Consider the following 15,890-nt stretch of genomic DNA (forward strand, 5'->3'; position numbering starts at 1 on the left):
TCAGTAGCCCTGCGCGTCCAGGAGAGCGTCTTCTTCTTCCTCGGCGGTCGCCTTCTTGCGCTTTCGGGGTGCAGCCGGCCGACGGCGGGGGGCCACCGCAGCATGCATGGCCCCATCGTCAATCAGCTCCTCGTCCTCGGCGTCGATCGCCGCGTTCCGTGCCTGCTGCCGCGCCGCGTAGCCGAACCCGACGAACATGAGAACGCCGAAAGCGAACCACTGCAGGGAGTAGGACAGGTGCGTCCCCTCATCCGTCGACGGCTTGGGGAAGGCAACGGGCATCGCGGCTGCCGGCGGTGTTTCCGAGGCGAGCTGGCCGTACGCGCCCGTCATCAGCGGGTAGCCCAGCTGCGCGGCGTACGTGGGGAGATCGATGGACGCCAGTTGCCCTTCGGGGGCCCCGCGCTGAAGCTCCGGCTCACCATGCTTCAAGCGCACGACGGCGGTCACCTCACCCTGGGGAGGGGCAGGCACCGAATCGGGGCTGCCCGGATTCTTGTTGCCGATGGGCAACCAGCCCCGGTCGATGACGACTGTCTCACCGGTGGTGAGGCGGAAGGGGACCACTACCTCGTAGCCGGGCTGACCGTTGAGAGGCCGGTTGCGCACGATCCGTTCCCCGGCGGCGTCATAGGTTCCCTTGAGCTCGACCTGGGTCCACTCCTTGGCCGGGTCCAGGTGGTTGAACTGGTCCCGTGCCTGCTCGAAAGGGATGGGAGTTGCCGAGTAATTGCTGACCACCCGGTTGATTTCGGCCAGGGTCTCCGCACGGCGGTCCATCTGCCAGCGGCCCAGGAAAACACATGCGGTGGCAAAGATGGCGGCCAGCAGGAGATAGCCCAGCCACTTGCTGGAAAAAAGGAAACGGTACATTCAGATGTCCTGCTCCAGCGATCCGCCGTCGCCGGCGAGGGGGAGGGTTTCCTTCCAGAGCCCGCGCGTCTGCAGGTAGTCCTCCAGCCATGCCCGGTGGTCGGCGCAGGCCAGCCAGGTCTTTCGCCGCTCGGGTGTGTGGATTTTGGGGTTGTTCCAGAGAAGCTGCCAGGACGCCTGCGCCCTGCACGCCTTCCGCGAGCACAGGGCGGTCTCAGAAACGACGTCGGATCCTGCTGCAAAATCGAAAATGCTCATTTGGCCTGCCCCTGCTCTCCGCGCTCCTGGTCATCGTCCTTCACCAGCTCGCCCTGGAGCACGGCGCTTTCCGGTTTTTCGTCGGTGGCCGGGGGAGGCGGGCTTTCAAGCTCGGCCAACGGGGCCGAGTCCAGCAGCAAGTCGCTGGGCGTCTCCGCCTTGTCGCTGCCGTTGGCGATGACCACCGCAATCCACGGCAGGAAAACTGCTCCCGCCACCGCAATGATCTTGAACCACCCGTCCACCACGAAAATCAGGATCAGGCAGACCATGCGGATCCCCATGGCCAGGGCGTACTTGATCATCCGCTGGCGCATATCTTCCGAATGTGCGGCCGCGGCGTCCGTAATGCTGTGGACCTCGGCGTCGCCGGAGAACCGGCCCGGTTCTTCGGGCGCGGAACGTCCCGCATGGTTTTCAAGGGTCACGGTGGATGATCACGCTCCAAAGGCTTCCCTTAATTCTCGCACCATCGGCAGTGCTGCCCAAACCCGCCGCAGGCCTGCCGCTAAGATCGGAGGCAGCCCAAACCACACCCCGCTAGCGCGGCACAGCCTGCCGCAGAATTTCGGAGCATCCCCATGACTGAAACAGCGTCCGCCCCCCGCAGTGTCCTGGTGACCGGCGGCAACCGCGGCATCGGCCTTGCCATCGCGCAGGCGTTCCTCGCCAACGGTGACAAGGTGGCCGTGACGTACCGCAGCGAAACGCAGCTTCCGGAGGGAATCCTCGGCGTCAAGGCGGACGTTACTGATGAAGCCTCGGTGGATGCTGCCTTCAAGGAAGTGGAAGCGGCGCATGGCCCCGTGGAAGTCCTGGTGGCCAACGCCGGCATCACCAAGGACACCCTGCTCCTGCGCATGAGCGAGGACGACTTCACCTCGGTCATCGACACCAACCTGACCGGGGCCTTCCGGGTCATCAAGCGCGCGTCCAAGGGCATGATCCGTCTGCGGAAGGGCCGCGTTGTCCTCATCTCCTCGGTGTCCGGCCTCTACGGCGCACCCGGCCAGATCAACTACTCCGCGTCCAAGGCCGGCCTGGTGGGCATCGCCCGGTCCCTCACCCGCGAGCTCGGTTCCCGCGGCATCACCGCCAACGTGGTGGCGCCCGGCTTCATCAACACCGACATGACGGCAGAACTCCCCGAAGCCACCCAGAAGGACTACCTGTCCAGCATCCCCGCCGGACGCTTTGCCGAGGCCGCGGAGGTGGCCAACGTGGTCCGCTGGATCGCAAGCGACGAAGCCGCCTACATCTCCGGCGCCGTGATCCCGGTGGACGGCGGCCTGGGCATGGGCCACTGACCCTGCCGGTCTCAGCCGCTGACCCTGCCGCCCCCTGACGCTGCGGGAAACTAGCCGCCGGGTCCTTCTTTGTCGAAGTCGGACAAGGGATATCGGCTTCGGCCGCTGGCATGATGGACTGCAGGCCACAACGATTTAGATGTTTCGAACAAAGGAAGCTCGTATGGGACTGCTGAACAACAAAACGGCGATCGTCACAGGATCATCGCGCGGCATTGGCGCTGACGTAGCCAAGATCCTCGCCTCGGAGGGTGCCGCCGTCGTGGTCAACTACCGCCAGAAGGCGCCCCGCGCCAACAAGGTAGTGCAAGGGATCGAGGCCGCCGGCGGCCGTGCCGTCGCCGTGGGTGCCGACCTCACTACCCAGGAAGGCGTGCAGGCCCTCGCCAGCGCCGCCATGGAAAACTTTGGATCGCTGGACATCCTGGTCCTGAACGCCTCCGGCGGCATGGAAACCGGCATGGGCGAGGACTACGCGCTCAAGCTGAACCGCGACGCGCAGATCAACATGCTCAACGCCGCAGTGCCCCTGATGAAGGAAGGCTCCAGGGTGGTCTTCGTGACCAGCCACCAGGCCCACTTCATCAACACGGTCCCCACGATGCCGGCCTACGAGCCGGTGGCCCGCAGCAAGCGCGCCGGCGAGGACGCCCTGCGTGAACTCATCCCCAACCTCGCGGAGAAGGGCATCTCCCTGGTGGTGGTGTCCGGCGACATGATCGAAGGCACCGTCACCGCCACGCTCCTGGACCGTTCCACGCCAGGCGCCATCGAGGCCCGCCGCGCGGAGGCCGGCAAGCTGTACTCCGTCGAAGAGTTTGCGCAGGTTGTGGCAGGGATGGCAACGGCCGACGTCGAGTCCGGCCACACCGAATACGCCGGCGGAGCGGATTACTTCGGCAAGAGCGCCGAGGCTTCCAGCTAAACTCTGGCCCCTTCGCGAGATGGCAGTTCGCGGCAATGCTCATGTCGAGCACTGCCGCGAACTGCCATTTCGCGGTTAAAGCGGGGGAGTCAGACGCCGGCGACGTGGCGGACCGCGTCCAGGTACGGCATGTTCAGTGCTGCGTCGGCCACGGCGCGGACGGCAGGCTTGGCGTTGAAAGCCACCCCGATCCCGGCGGCGCCCAGCATGTCCAGGTCGTTGGCGCCATCACCCACGGCGATGGTGTGTTCAAGCGCGATACCCTCGGCGGCAGCCCACTCCCGCAGGTACTTTTCCTTCGCAGCCCTATCCACCACGGCGCCCAGCACCCTGCCGGTCAGCGCGCCGTCGACAATCTCCAGTTCGTTGGCCTGCCAGTAGTCCAGGCCCAGGTCGGCGGCGATCGGCTCCAGGATCTGGTTGAATCCGCCGGACACCACCGCCACGGTGTGGCCTGCGGCCTTGAACGCGGCCACCAACTGCTCGGCGCCTTCGCTGAGCTTCACTTCCTGGCGGACGGAATGGACGACGTCGGCCGGCAGCCCCGCGAGTACGGCCACTCTGGCGTGCAGGCTTTGGGCGAAGTCCAGCTCACCACGCATCGCAGCCTCCGTTACGGCTGCGACCTCCTCCCGCTTCCCCGCGTAGGCGGCCAGGAGTTCGATGACCTCCTGTTGGATCAGGGTGGAGTCCACATCCATGATCAGCAGCTTGCGGGCCGCAGTGCGAAGGGCGGCGGGCACGATGGCAGTGTCAAAGCCGTCCGTTGCGGATTCCGCCACGCCGCGGCGCAGTGCGGCGAGCCCCGCAGCGGTGGCGTCGGGAAGGGCCAGTTCAAGGATGTGGACCCGATAACGGTTGTCTCCTGACTCCGTTTCGGCCAGCACCTCGGCGCCGTGCGAATCAAGGACGGAACGCAGCTGCTCCAGCCCGGCAGGGGTCACATTCAGGCCATAGCTGACCGCAGTCACGTTCGAAGTCATGCCAGCAATCTTAGCCAGCGGTCAACGGGTGCCTTGAATTCATTGCGGGCAGCCGATGCAGGGCCGTTAGGCAGCCTTCACACCGGTTATCAGTCATCTTCTTTTTTGTCCTAGTGTCTACTCCTATGAGTGATGTTCTGGAACTGGACTCCGTCAGCGTTGTCCGAGGCAAAAAGACCCTGCTGGACAAGGTTGACTGGCAGGTTAACGAGGGCGAGCGGTGGGTCATTCTCGGCCCCAACGGCGCCGGCAAGACCACCCTTCTCCAGATCGCGGCGGCCCGGCTCCACCCCAGCAGCGGAACGGCCGGCATCCTCGACGAAATCCTGGGCCGCGTTGACGTGTTCGAGCTCCGGCCCCGCATCGGTCTCTCCTCCGCAGCCCTTGCCACCCAGATCCCCGAACACGAGAACGTCTTGAACGTTGTGGTTACCGCTGCCTATGGCGTCACCGGCCGCTGGCGCGAAGGCTACGAGCGCGACGACGAACGGCGCGCCTTCCGGCTGCTGAACGACTGGGGCATGGGGCCGCTGCTCAACAGGACGTTCGCCACCCTGTCAGAGGGCGAGCGCAAGCGCGTCCAGATTGCCCGGGCCCTGATGACGGACCCCGAACTGCTCCTGCTGGATGAGCCGGGCGCCGGACTGGACCTGGGCGGCCGCGAAGAGCTGGTGCACAAGCTCGCCGAGCTTGCCCGCGATGAAGCGGCTCCTGCCATGGTCCTGGTCACGCACCACCTGGAGGAAGTCCCGCCGGGGTTCACCCACGCCATGCTGCTGCGTGACGGCGGAGTTGTAGCTGCCGGTCCCATTACCGAGGTCCTGACCGAAGAACACCTCAGCACCACCTTCGGGCTGCCGCTTGCGGTGACCGAGAACGCGGGACGTTACACCGCCACAGCACGCCGCTAGAAGAGGCCTGCGCAACTACCTTGGAATTCTTCAGCAGCATCATTGTGTTCATCGCCGGGCTGTGGGCCGGCACCATCAACGCCGTGGTGGGCTCCGGGACCCTGGTCACCTTCCCAGTGCTCATCGCCTTGGGCGTTGCCCCGGTAACCGCCTCCATGAGCAACGCGATGGGCCTGGTCTTCGGCACGGGCGCCGGGGCCTTCGGGTACCGCCGTGAGCTGGCGGGCCGTGCGCGGCAGGTCATGCGCCTGCTGCCGGCGTCGGTGCTTGGCGGCATCACCGGCGCCTATCTCCTGCTTCACCTGCCCGAAAAGGTCTTCCACTATGTGGCCCCGGTCCTGCTGGTCCTGGCCATGTTGATGGTCGTGTTCCAGCCGCGGCTGCAGGACTGGGTGCGCAAGCGCGAGGCCGATCCGGCGCAGGCCGCCAAAGACAAACGCCACGGGATCCTCCTGCTGGTCCTGGTCTACCTGGCCGGAGTCTACGGCGGCTACTTCGTGGCAGCGCAGGGGATCCTGCTGGTGGGCATCCTTGGCGTGTTCCTCACCGGCACCATCCAGAACGCAAATGCCATGAAGAACTTCCTGGTCCTCGGCGTGAATATGGTCGCCGCCATCTCCTACCTGCTGTTCGCCTTCGACCGTGTCAACTGGCTGGTGGTGCTGCTGATCGCTGTGAGTTCCACCATCGGCGGCCTCATGGGCGCGAAGGTGGGCCGCAAGCTGTCGCCCCGCGTCCTGCGTGCCGTGATCTTCAGCCTGGGCCTCGTGGCCCTCGCCGTCATGATCGCCAACCTGCTGCAATAATCACCCGGTGACTTTCCACTACCTCGAATCCGCCGACGACCCCCGGGTCAGCGACTACACCACGCTCACCGACGTGCACCTGCGCAAGCTCCGCGAACCGGCCGAGGGCATGTACATCGCCGAGTCGTCGCGGGTGCTGCGCCGGGCGCTGGCCGCCGGGCACCAGCCACGGTCGTTCTTCCTCGCCGAGAAGTGGGTGGCGGACCTCGACGACGTCTTCAAGGCGTACCCGGACGTACCGGTTTTTATCGGCTCGGCAGCCCTGCTGGAGGAAATCACCGGCTTCCACCTGCACCGCGGGGCCATGGCGGCGATGCAGCGCCCTGCCCCGGTGCCGCTGCCGGGGCTCCTGGCCGGGGCCCGCCGCGTGGCCGTGCTGGAGGACATCGTGGACCACACCAATGTGGGGGCCATCTTCCGCTCCGCAGCGGCGCTCGATATCGACGCCGTCCTGGTTTCCCCGCGGTGCGGTGATCCGCTGTACCGCCGCAGTGTCAGGGTGAGCATGGGCACCGTGTTCCAGGTTCCCTGGGCGCGCCTGCACAACTGGCCCGGCGACCTCCAGGTGCTGAAGAACCACGGCTTCACCGTCGCGGCACTGGAACTGACGCCCGACGCGGAGGACGTCGACGCCGTCGCCTCCCGGAACCTGGACAAGCTCGCCCTGGTGCTCGGCACCGAGGGTGCCGGCATGAGCCCGGAGACCCTCGCCGCCGTCGACCTCGCCGTAAAGATCCCCATGCGCAACGGCGTGGATTCCCTCAACGTAGCCGCCGCTTCCGCCGTGGCCTTTTGGGAGCTTCGCGCGCGGGCCTAACGTATGGCGCATTGGTTCGTCAGCCCCACGGGCATCGGCTATGATGGATAGCTGGTTGTCCTGCTTTTTCAGCTACGGCTGATGCAACAGAACCCAGCCATCCCATTCATACCTGGCAGCTGGCAAAATCCAGCTGCGCGAACAAAGGTCCCATTGTGAAGTCTGATACCCACCCGAAGTACGAAGCTGTTGTCTTCAACGACCTGGCCTCCGGCACCAAGTTCCTGACCCGCTCCACTGTGTCTTCCTCCAAGACCATTGAGTGGGAAGACGGGAACACCTACCCGGTCATCGACGTCGAAATCTCTTCCGAGTCCCACCCGTTCTACACGGGCAAGCAGCGCATCATGGACTCTGCAGGCCGCGTCGAGCGCTTCAACGCTCGCTTCAAGGGCTTCGGCGGCAAGAAGTAATTCCTTCGCCCTGGCTTGTATCAGGAAGCCCGCACCGGAAACGGTGCGGGCTTCTGCGTTAACCGCACACCTGTCTTCTGGGGCAGGATTGGAAGCATGACCCAGTCACCTTTCCCCGCCCCTGAAGCCGCCAGCAACCAGCGCCTGCACGGTGAATATAAGGTGCCCGGCGGCAAGCTGGTGGTGGTGGACCTGACCGTGGTGGACGGCGCCCTTGCGGACGTCTCCGTCAGCGGCGACTTCTTCCTGGAACCGGACGAGGCACTGGCAGACATCAACCGCGCGCTGACCGGGCTCCCCGAGACCACTCCCGCTAAAGACCTCGCCGCGGCCGTCAGCGCAGCGCTGCCAACTGGAGCGGTCCTGTTCGGCTTCTCTGCCGATGCGGTGGCCGTCACCGTCCGCCGGGCGCTGGCCAAGGCCACCTCGTGGGGAGACCACGACTGGAACATCATCGCGCCCACCGTGCTTCCCACCGAAATCAACGTCGCCCTGGACGAGGTGCTCACGGAAGCCGTTGGCGCGGGGGAGCGTACCCCCACCCTGCGGTTCTGGGACTGGCAGGAGCCGTCGGTGGTCATCGGCAGCTTCCAGTCCGTGCAGAACGAGGTGGACCCCGAGGGCGTTGCCAAACACGGCATCAACGTGGTCCGGCGGATCAGCGGTGGCGGCGCCATGTTCATGGAGGCCGGCAACTGCATCACCTACTCGCTCTACCTGCCCCAGACCCTCGTGGACGGGCTGAGCTTCGCGGACTCCTACCCCTTCCTGGACGCCTGGGTCATGGCCGCACTGAAGAAGCTTGGCATCAACGCGTTCTACATCCCGTTGAATGACATCGCCACGGACCAGGGCAAGATCGGCGGCGCCGCACAGAAACGGCTGGCAAACGGCGGCATGCTGCACCACGTCACCATGAGCTACGACATCGACGCCGACAAGATGGTGGAGGTCCTCCGGATCGGCAAGGAGAAACTCTCCGACAAAGGCACCCGCAGCGCCAAGAAGCGCGTGGACCCGCTGCGCCGCCAGACCGGCCTGGCCCGGATGGCGATCATCGAGGCGATGATCGAGGTGTTCAGCGAGCGCTACGGGGCAACGCCGTCACAGCTGGCGGGACACGAACTGGCCGCCGCCGAGGAACGGGTGGCCACCAAGTTCGGGACCGAGGAGTGGCTCCACCGCGTCCCGTAGCCTCACCGGTTGCTCCCCACCGGCTCCCATCCTTCGCAAGCTCAGGCCGGGGCCCTCGCCGGCGTGGGCCCGTTGTCGTTTTGGCGCCTGCATAACGACGCTTAGGGAGCAATCGATGAGTGGTGGGGAACGACGGCGGCCTGTGCGGTGAGTGCGCGCAGCAGGTGGCTGCGCTGCTCGATGATGATCCGGCGCAGGGCATGCGGCGCCTCCGGGGTGGCAGCCAGCCACTCATCGGTCCGCCGTACCACCGGATGCTCCTCGGGTTGGGTGCCCGCCGCCAGATCCTGCGCCGCGGGGTAGAGACCGCGAACAATCCGGCTGGCAATCTCAATGCTGCGTTCATCCCATACGGTCCGAAGGCAATCGAAGTACGGCTCCACATAGGGTTCCAGCAGCGCCGGCGGAGCCGTGGTGAAGCCACTGATGGTTGCCGTCAGGAGCTGGTTGGAGAGCTCGGTCCCTTCGACGGATGCGTGCCAGGCCGCGGCCTTCACGGCAGGGTCCGGCCGGGATGCCATCGCGGTCGCGTGCCCTGCCCGGCCCGAAGCGGTGGTGTCCCGGGCCAGTTCGGCATCCAGTTCTGCTGCGCCGGCCTGTCCGTTGGCAGCGAGCGCATGCCACAGGTGCCAGCGGAGCTCGGCATCCACAGCCAGGCCCTCCACGGGCGCACTGCCGTCCAGCAGGCCCCGGAGGCGGGGGAGCAGGCTCCCGTCATGCCGGCTCAGGGTGGCCAGGGTGCGGGCCCAGGCGAGCTGCTGGTCCGAGCCGGGCGTGGCACGGTCCAGTTCGGCAGCGGCCGCGGCCAGGAAGGCGGAGCGCACGCTGGCCCGGCCGTCAGCGGGGGTGTAGCGTTCGACGGCGGTTGTCGCGTTGTCGAGGACGTTCAGCAGGACGCCGATGCCCGTTTCGGCAGGGGCGAAGGCAGCTACGGCATCCACGTACAGCGATGCGGGGCTTTCGCCGTCCCGGGCGGAGTTCCACAGCGACGTCCAGCAAAGGGCGCGGGCCATGGGATCGGCAATCCGGTCCAGCGAGGAACGAACCGCTGCCTCGGAGGCAGGATCCAGCCGCACCTTGGCGTAGGTCAGGTCGTCGTCATTGACCAGGAGGAGCGCAGGCCGCGGTTGGCCCGCGAGCTGGGGGAGTTCCGTGCGGGCGCCGGCCACGTCGGTTTCGATGCTGCCGGTCCGCACCAGGGCGCCCTCGGCGTCGAAGTCGTAGGAACCCACCCGGAGGCGGTGCGGCCGCAGCTCCTCGTGTCCCGTGACCGGGTCCGTCGCTTCCTGGACGATTGCCACCCTGCCCGGCACGCCGTCGTCGTCCGCTGCTGCGCCTTCCGGCGCACCCTCCGCGGCGAAGTCCAAAGACAGCGTGGAAATGCCTGAGGTCTGCAGCCACTGCCGGGCCCAGCCGGACAGCTCACGGCCTGAGGCAGCATCCAGGGCCGCCAGCAGGTCGGCCAGCGAGGTGTTCCCGTAGGCGTGCTTCCGGAAGTACTCGCGCGAGCCGGCGATGAAGGCGTCAAAACCTACATAGGCCACCAGCTGCTTGAGGACGGAGGCGCCCTTGGCGTAGGTGATGCCGTCGAAGTTCTGCTTGGCCGCCTCGAGGTCCGGGATGTCCGCCACGATGGGGTGGGTGGTGGGCAGCTGGTCCTGGACGTAGGCCCAGGCCTTGCGCTTGTTGGCGAAGTTGACCCACGCGGTGTCCCAGTCCGTGGCCCGGTCGACGCCGAGCGTTCCCATGTAGTCGGCGAACGATTCCTTGAGCCACAGATCGTCCCACCACTGCATGGTCACCAGGTCCCCGAACCACATGTGGGCCATCTCGTGCAGCAGGGTGTTGGCCCGCCCCTGGTACTGGGCGTCGGTGGCCCGGGACGTGAAGACGTAGCTCTCGGTGAAGGTGACCAGGCCAGGGTTCTCCATGGCACCGAGGTTGTACTCGGGAACGAAGGCCTGGTCGTATTTGCCCCAGGGGTACGGGTAGTCGAAGAGCCGGTTGAAGAAGTCCAGCCCCTTCCTGGTGAGCTCGAAGAGGTGGTCCGTGTCGAAGGATTCGGCCATGGAGGCGCGGCAGTAAAGGGCCAGCGGGACATCGAGGCGGGTGCCGTCGTCGAGCGTTGCCTGCCAGCTTTCCTCTGCCTTGAAGTAGGGGCCGGCCAGGACGGTGGTGATGTAGGTGGACATCGGCAAGGTGGTGGCGAAGTCCCAGCAGGCGGTGGCCGGGTCGCTGGTGAGCAGGGTGCGCTTCACCTCCGCACCGTTGGAGGCTACGTGCCAGTCTGCTGGGGCCATGACATGGAACGTGTAGGCAGCCTTCAGGTCCGGCTGTTCAAAGTTGGCGAACACCCGCCGCGCGTCGGCCGGCTCATACTGGGTGTACAGGTAGCACTGGCCGTCGGCGGGGTCCACGAACCGGTGCATGCCCTCGCCGGAGCGGCTGTACAGCGCGGTTCCGGTGACCGAGACCTGGTTTTCGGCCCGCAGGTTGTCCAGCCGGATCCGTGCGCCGTCCACCACGTCCTCCACCGGCAGTCCCTTGCCGTTGAGGAGCACACTGTGAACGCTGCTGCCGATGAAGTCCAGGAATGTGCTGGAGCCGGGCTCGGCCGTGAAGGTGATGACGCTGCGGCTGGTGTAACCGGCGACTGCCGGATCAGCTGCCTGCCGCACATCCAGGGAGATGTCGTAGCTGGTGGTGCTGATCAGGGCTGAACGTTCGGCGGCTTCGCGGCGCTGCAGATTCTCATTCGACACCCGGCTATCTAACCACGGCCCTGTTGGGTTGGCTCAGGTGGCCGGGCCAAGGGCTCGCTCAGCCTGCGATAAGGAACGCGGCCCCAAGGCCCAGCGCGGCAATCAGGAACCAGGAGGCCAGTGCTGCCAGGAGCGCCTGGCCACCCGTGTGGAGGAGGCTGCGGATCCGCACCGCCGAGCCCAGCCCGAACAGCGCCCCGCCCAGCAGGAGGTCCTGCAGGGTGGCTCCGGCCTCAAGCCACGCTGCGGGAAGCCAGCCCGTGGAGCGGAGCGCCACCATGGCGACGAAACCCACTACGAACAGCGGCACCACCGGCGGCATCTTCGCCGTGCTGCCGTCTGCGGCGCCGATTGACCGCGCGCCCCTTCGATGGTGCGCGCCCGCCATGGCGGCAACAGGCGCCAGCAGCAGCACCCGGGTGAGTTTGACGACGACGGCGATCGCCAGGGCAGCGGTCCCAGCGGTTTGGGCGGTGGCCACCACCTGGCCCACATCATGCACGGAAGCACCGGTCCAGGCGCCGAACACGGCCGCCGTCAGGCCCATGGGATGGGCGACGAGGGGAAGGACACCGATGGCGAGCGTTCCGCAGAGGGTCACCAGGGCCACGGGCAGGACGGTATCGGCGTGCCGGATCCGGCGGACGGCCGCCATGGCCCCAATCGCAGAGGCCCCACAGATGGAGAAGCCGGTGGCCACCAGGAGCGAGGTAACCGGCGGCAGGCGGAAGAGGCGCGAGATGGCGTACGTCCCGCCGAAGCTGGCGGCCACCACCGCCACGATCAGAAGCAGCGCCAGCCACCCCAGGCCCAGGACGTCCATGACGCTGACCTTCAAGCCCAGGAGGACGATTCCGGCGCGCATCAGGTGCTTGCCCGCGAAGTCCAGCCCGGGCCGTGCGCGCCCTTCGGTCCATCCGGCGGCGCCGGGAAGGTTGGCGGCGAGCACCCCCAGCACCACGGCCAGGGTCATCGCGGGGAGCGCAGGCAGCAGGCCGTGCACCAGGAAGGCGGCAGCGACGGCGGCTGCCGCGGTCAGCAGGCCCGGGACAAGCCGTGCGAGGAGGGGCCGGAAACGGCCACGGCCCGGCTCGGGAAGGCTTCTGCTGACTGGCACTCACCTACTGTGCCCGAAGAGGCCAGTAAAGTACGAACCGGGCTACCGGCGCCAACACGCCACAATGGGTGGCTGTAAATGAATTCGAAACAAAAAGATGGTTGGCTATTGGACATGTCAGACCTATTCCAGGATTACTCCGAGGCCGCAGGCCGCACCGGAGCCTACGACGAGATGTTCGCCCCGGGACAGCAGGCCAGGGACTCGTACGGGCAGGTGGCGGAGGCTCTCCGGAAGCTCTCCCTGGCGGACGTCAGCGCACGCGCCGACTCCATGGCCCGCACCTTCCTGGACCGCGGTGTCACGTTCGACTACGCGGGTGAGGAACGGCCCTTTCCCCTCGATATCGTCCCGCGGGTCATCCCGGCTGCCGAGTGGGATGTCCTGGAACGGGGCGTCGCCCAGCGGGTACGCGCCCTGGAAGCCTTCCTGAACGACGTCTACGACAAGATGACCGTGGTGTCCGATGGCGTGATCCCGCGTCAGCTGGTGACCACCAGCGCACACTTCCACCGGCAGGTCCACGGTTTCGAGCCCGCGGGCGGCGTCCGGGTGCATATCTCCGGCATCGACGTCGTCCGCGACGCCGCGGGTACCTTCCGGGTCCTTGAAGACAACGTCCGGGTGCCCTCCGGCGTCAGCTACGTGCTGGAGAACCGGCGCGCCATGGCCAAGGGCCTGCCCGAAGCCTTCGGGCAGCAGCTGATCCGCCCGGTGGAGGAATACCCCCGCCGGCTGCTCTCGGCCCTGCGCAAAACCGCGCCGGCCGGCGTTGACGATCCCACCGTCGTCGTCCTCACCCCCGGCGTCTTCAACAGCGCCTACTTTGAGCACACCCTCCTGGCCGGCCTCATGGGCGTGGAACTTGTGGAGGGCCGCGACCTGATCTGCCGCGGAAACCGCGTGTACATGCGGACTACGGCCGGCGAGCAGCGGGTGGACGTGATCTACAAGCGGATCGACGACGACTTCCTGGACCCGTTGCAGTTCCGCTCCGACTCCATGCTCGGCTGCCCCGGCCTGGTCAACGCCGCCCGCGCCGGCGGCGTCACCATCGCCAACGCGGTGGGCAATGGCGTTGCCGACGACAAACTGGTTTACAGTTACGTGCCTGACCTGATCCGCTACTACCTCAGCGAGGAGCCCATCATCGCCAACGTGGACACCTACCGCCTCGAGGAGAAGGAAGCCCGGGAGTACACCCTGGACAACCTCGCGGAACTGGTGGTCAAGCCCGTGGACGGTTCCGGCGGAAAGGGCCTGGTCATCGGCCCCGACGCGTCCCGGGACGAACTGGACGCACTCCGCCAGCGGATCATTGCCGACCCCCGCGGCTGGATTGCCCAGCCGGTGTTGCAGCTTTCCACGGTTCCCACCCTGGGCGGCGACAAGTTCGGCCCCCGGCACGTGGACCTTCGCCCCTTCGCGGTGAACGACGGCGACAACGTCTGGGTGCTCCCCGGCGGCCTGACCCGCGTGGCTTTGAAGGAGGGCTCCCTGATCGTCAATTCCAGCCAGGGCGGCGGGTCAAAGGACACGTGGGTCCTGGCCGACTCACCCCAGATGCCAGTGGAAACCGTTCCCCGGCAGTCCGTCACGGTCCGCGAACGGGTCTCCGTCTGGCCGGTCGAGAGCAACTGGCGCGACCGCCAGTCGGAGCAGCAGCAGTGAGCCGGGCACCTGGACACCTGGCCGCCGTCGGGCATTTCTTTTCCAACTTAGTTCCGGGCGCGCAGGAGGTAGCCGCGAATGCTTAGCCGTATTGCCGAGTCCCTGTTTTGGATCGGCCGTTACGTGGAGCGGGCGGACGGAACCGCCCGCATCCTCGACGTCCACCTGGAACGCCTGAACCACCTCCCCATGGAGGAACGCAAGAGCGTGGCGCAGGAACTCCTGGCCGTCATGGGCGCCAGGCCGCAGAGCGAGGACTTCGGCCTGCCGGAACTGCTCCACGCCCTGGCCTATGACAAGACCAGTGCCACCTCCATCGCGGGGTCCCTGGGTGCTGCCCGCGAAAACGCGCGCCGGGCCCGGGAGACCGTGTCCTCTGCACTGTGGGAGAGCCTGAACACCACCTACTACGGGCTGAGCCAGCACCGCAAGGACGTGGTGGGCACCTACCGGTTCTGCAACTGGACCCTGGAGCGTACCGCCATGGTCAGCGGCCTTGCCGACACCACGGTGAGCCATGACGAAAGCTGGCTCTTCCTGGTCCTGGGCCGTTCCCTGGAACGCGCGGACATGACGGCACGCATGCTCTCCACCCGCGACGTGCTCTCCGCGGGCATGTCCTGGGTCAACATGCTCCGCTGCGCCGGCGCCTACGAATCCTTCCTCCGTACGCGCCGCGCGGCCTTCGGCGACCAGCATGCCGCCGAATTCCTTCTCCTGGACCGGCTCTTTCCGCGGTCCATCGTCTATGCGCTGCGGGACGCCGACGAGTGCCTGGCCAAGCTGGACCCGTCCGCGCAGCGCGTGGGCTTCATCAACGACGCCCGCCGCATCGTGGGGCAGGCCCGGACCTTCCTGGAATTCCACCGCACGGACGATCTCATGTCCGAGCTGCCCGAACACATGGAACGGGTGCAGAAGGCAGTGTCCCAGGCCTCGGACGCCATTTCCCGTAAGTACTTCAATCAGGCGGATGAACTTGCCTGGGTGGGAGAAGTGTCATGACCCGGTTGAGCATCGTCCACAGGACGGCCTACAAGTACAACAAGCGGGTGACCCTGTCCTACAACGAGGCCCGGATGACCCCGCTGACCGATTCGCAGCAGGTGGTCCTGGAATCCGTGGTGAAGGTGGCTCCGTCGCAGGCGGCGGTGAGCACGTACCGGGACTACTGGGGGACCAGGGTCACGGCCTTCGACATGCAGATGCCCCACGAGAGCCTCGAGGTGGTTTCCAACATCACCGTCGAGGTGCACCGGGCGGAGAAGATCCCGGCGGAAGCCGACATCGTGGGCTGGGAGGACCTGAAGTCCCCGGAAACCCTTGATGCCTTCAGTGACTGGCTGCCGCAGTCACGCTTGAGCGGCCCGGGCGACGAAGTGCTGGGCATCATCCCGGATGTCGTGGCCGGGAAGAACCCGCATGAGGCGGCCATGGCCGTCTTCGCCTGGATGCGCGGGGAGATGACCTACATGTCCGGTTCCACCGCCGTCACCACCAACGCCGAAGAGGCCTGGGGGCAGCGCAAGGGCGTGTGCCAGGACCTGGCTCACCTGGCCATCGGCGCCCTGCGCAGCTGCGGCATTCCCGCGCGCTACGTCTCCGGCTACCTGCACCCGCGCTCCAGCGCCGGCATCGGGGAGACCGTTGCCGGGCAGTCGCACGCCTGGCTTGAATGGTGGGACGGGGACTGGCGCAGCTGGGACCCCACCAACCACAAGCCCGCCGGCGACTTCCACGTCACCGTGGCCAGGGGCCGCGATTACCGGGACGTGCCCCCGCTGAAGGGCATTCTGTCCGGGGGCGGCGGGTCCGCCCTCAAAGTAAGCGTGGAAATCACCCAACTGGCCTGA

The 15,890-nt window shown here is 66.7% G+C and carries 16 protein-coding genes; 10 read left to right on the forward strand and 6 right to left on the reverse strand.

From position 1 onward, the window contains the following. From LFT46_RS10140 to LFT46_RS10150, 3 genes are read right to left on the reverse strand one after another with little or no spacing between them, the layout of a single operon-like run. Window positions 1–873: an SURF1 family cytochrome oxidase biogenesis protein gene (locus LFT46_RS10140; protein ID WP_236821961.1), complete on the reverse strand. Its 873-nt coding sequence runs from the start codon at window positions 871–873 to the stop codon at window positions 1–3. Then, window positions 874–1,131, reverse strand: a complete 258-nt coding sequence (locus tag LFT46_RS10145) for a hypothetical protein (protein ID WP_236802683.1) — start codon at window positions 1,129–1,131, stop codon at window positions 874–876. After that, entirely contained in the window at window positions 1,128–1,559 is a 432-nt protein-coding gene (locus LFT46_RS10150) for a DUF3099 domain-containing protein (protein WP_236802685.1), read from the reverse strand. The genes LFT46_RS10145 and LFT46_RS10150 overlap by 4 nt, the downstream gene beginning before the upstream one ends. Window positions 1,560–1,712: 153 nt before the next feature. Between LFT46_RS10150 and LFT46_RS10155 the strand changes: the two genes are divergently transcribed. Further along, window positions 1,713–2,438, forward strand: a complete 726-nt coding sequence (locus LFT46_RS10155) for a beta-ketoacyl-ACP reductase (RefSeq protein ID WP_236802687.1) — start codon at window positions 1,713–1,715, stop codon at window positions 2,436–2,438. Window positions 2,439–2,601: 163 nt separating this feature from the next. Beyond that, entirely contained in the window at window positions 2,602–3,363 is a 762-nt protein-coding gene (locus LFT46_RS10160; protein ID WP_236802689.1) for an SDR family oxidoreductase, read from the forward strand. An 89-nt stretch (window positions 3,364–3,452) separates the two neighbouring features. Here LFT46_RS10160 and serB read toward each other — a convergent pair whose 3' ends face one another. Then, the gene (gene serB, locus LFT46_RS10165) at window positions 3,453–4,346 is read right to left on the reverse strand and encodes a phosphoserine phosphatase SerB (RefSeq protein WP_236802691.1); all 894 of its coding nucleotides are present in this window, start codon (window positions 4,344–4,346) and stop codon (window positions 3,453–3,455) included. Between the two features lie 125 nt (window positions 4,347–4,471). On the opposite strand from serB, the gene LFT46_RS10170 reads away from it, so the two are divergent. From LFT46_RS10170 to LFT46_RS10190, 5 genes are all read left to right on the forward strand, one after another. Next, window positions 4,472–5,257, forward strand: coding sequence for an ABC transporter ATP-binding protein (locus tag LFT46_RS10170; RefSeq protein ID WP_236802692.1), 786 nt, complete (start codon window positions 4,472–4,474; stop codon window positions 5,255–5,257). Window positions 5,258–5,277: 20 nt separating this feature from the next. Continuing rightward, window positions 5,278–6,063 carry a sulfite exporter TauE/SafE family protein gene (locus LFT46_RS10175; protein WP_236802694.1) on the forward strand — a complete coding sequence of 262 codons (786 nt, stop codon included), beginning with the start codon at window positions 5,278–5,280 and terminating at the stop codon, window positions 6,061–6,063. Window positions 6,064–6,070: 7 nt separating this feature from the next. Next, complete coding sequence (locus tag LFT46_RS10180; protein ID WP_236802696.1) at window positions 6,071–6,880, forward strand: TrmH family RNA methyltransferase; 810 nt, start codon at window positions 6,071–6,073, stop codon at window positions 6,878–6,880. 155 nt (window positions 6,881–7,035) lie between these two features. Beyond that, window positions 7,036–7,293, forward strand: coding sequence for a type B 50S ribosomal protein L31 (locus tag LFT46_RS10185; protein ID WP_018761303.1), 258 nt, complete (start codon window positions 7,036–7,038; stop codon window positions 7,291–7,293). Between the two features lie 96 nt (window positions 7,294–7,389). Then, window positions 7,390–8,487, forward strand: a complete 1,098-nt coding sequence (locus tag LFT46_RS10190; protein WP_236802698.1) for a lipoate--protein ligase family protein — start codon at window positions 7,390–7,392, stop codon at window positions 8,485–8,487. Between the two features lie 101 nt (window positions 8,488–8,588). Here LFT46_RS10190 and pepN read toward each other — a convergent pair whose 3' ends face one another. Together pepN and LFT46_RS10200 are read right to left on the reverse strand one after the other, a co-directional pair. After that, a complete protein-coding gene (pepN, locus tag LFT46_RS10195) occupies window positions 8,589–11,249 on the reverse strand; it encodes an aminopeptidase N (RefSeq protein ID WP_236821962.1) in 2,661 nt (886 codons plus the stop codon). Between the two features lie 58 nt (window positions 11,250–11,307). Continuing rightward, window positions 11,308–12,366 carry a YeiH family protein gene (locus tag LFT46_RS10200; protein WP_236802702.1) on the reverse strand — a complete coding sequence of 353 codons (1,059 nt, stop codon included), beginning with the start codon at window positions 12,364–12,366 and terminating at the stop codon, window positions 11,308–11,310. Window positions 12,367–12,480: 114 nt separating this feature from the next. Between LFT46_RS10200 and LFT46_RS10205 the strand changes: the two genes are divergently transcribed. The 3 genes from LFT46_RS10205 to LFT46_RS10215 all read left to right on the forward strand — a co-directional run bounded on the left by LFT46_RS10205 (window position 12,481) and on the right by LFT46_RS10215 (window position 15,890). Then, window positions 12,481–14,037, forward strand: coding sequence for a circularly permuted type 2 ATP-grasp protein (locus LFT46_RS10205; protein WP_236802704.1), 1,557 nt, complete (start codon window positions 12,481–12,483; stop codon window positions 14,035–14,037). Between the two features lie 78 nt (window positions 14,038–14,115). Next, a complete protein-coding gene (locus tag LFT46_RS10210; protein WP_142133862.1) occupies window positions 14,116–15,042 on the forward strand; it encodes an alpha-E domain-containing protein in 927 nt (308 codons plus the stop codon). After that, entirely contained in the window at window positions 15,039–15,890 is an 852-nt protein-coding gene (locus LFT46_RS10215; RefSeq protein ID WP_236802706.1) for a transglutaminase family protein, read from the forward strand. The genes LFT46_RS10210 and LFT46_RS10215 overlap by 4 nt, the downstream gene beginning before the upstream one ends.

Source organism: Arthrobacter sp. FW306-07-I (assembly GCF_021800405.1).
In the GTDB taxonomy this organism is placed as follows: Bacteria; Actinomycetota; Actinomycetes; order Actinomycetales; family Micrococcaceae; genus Arthrobacter.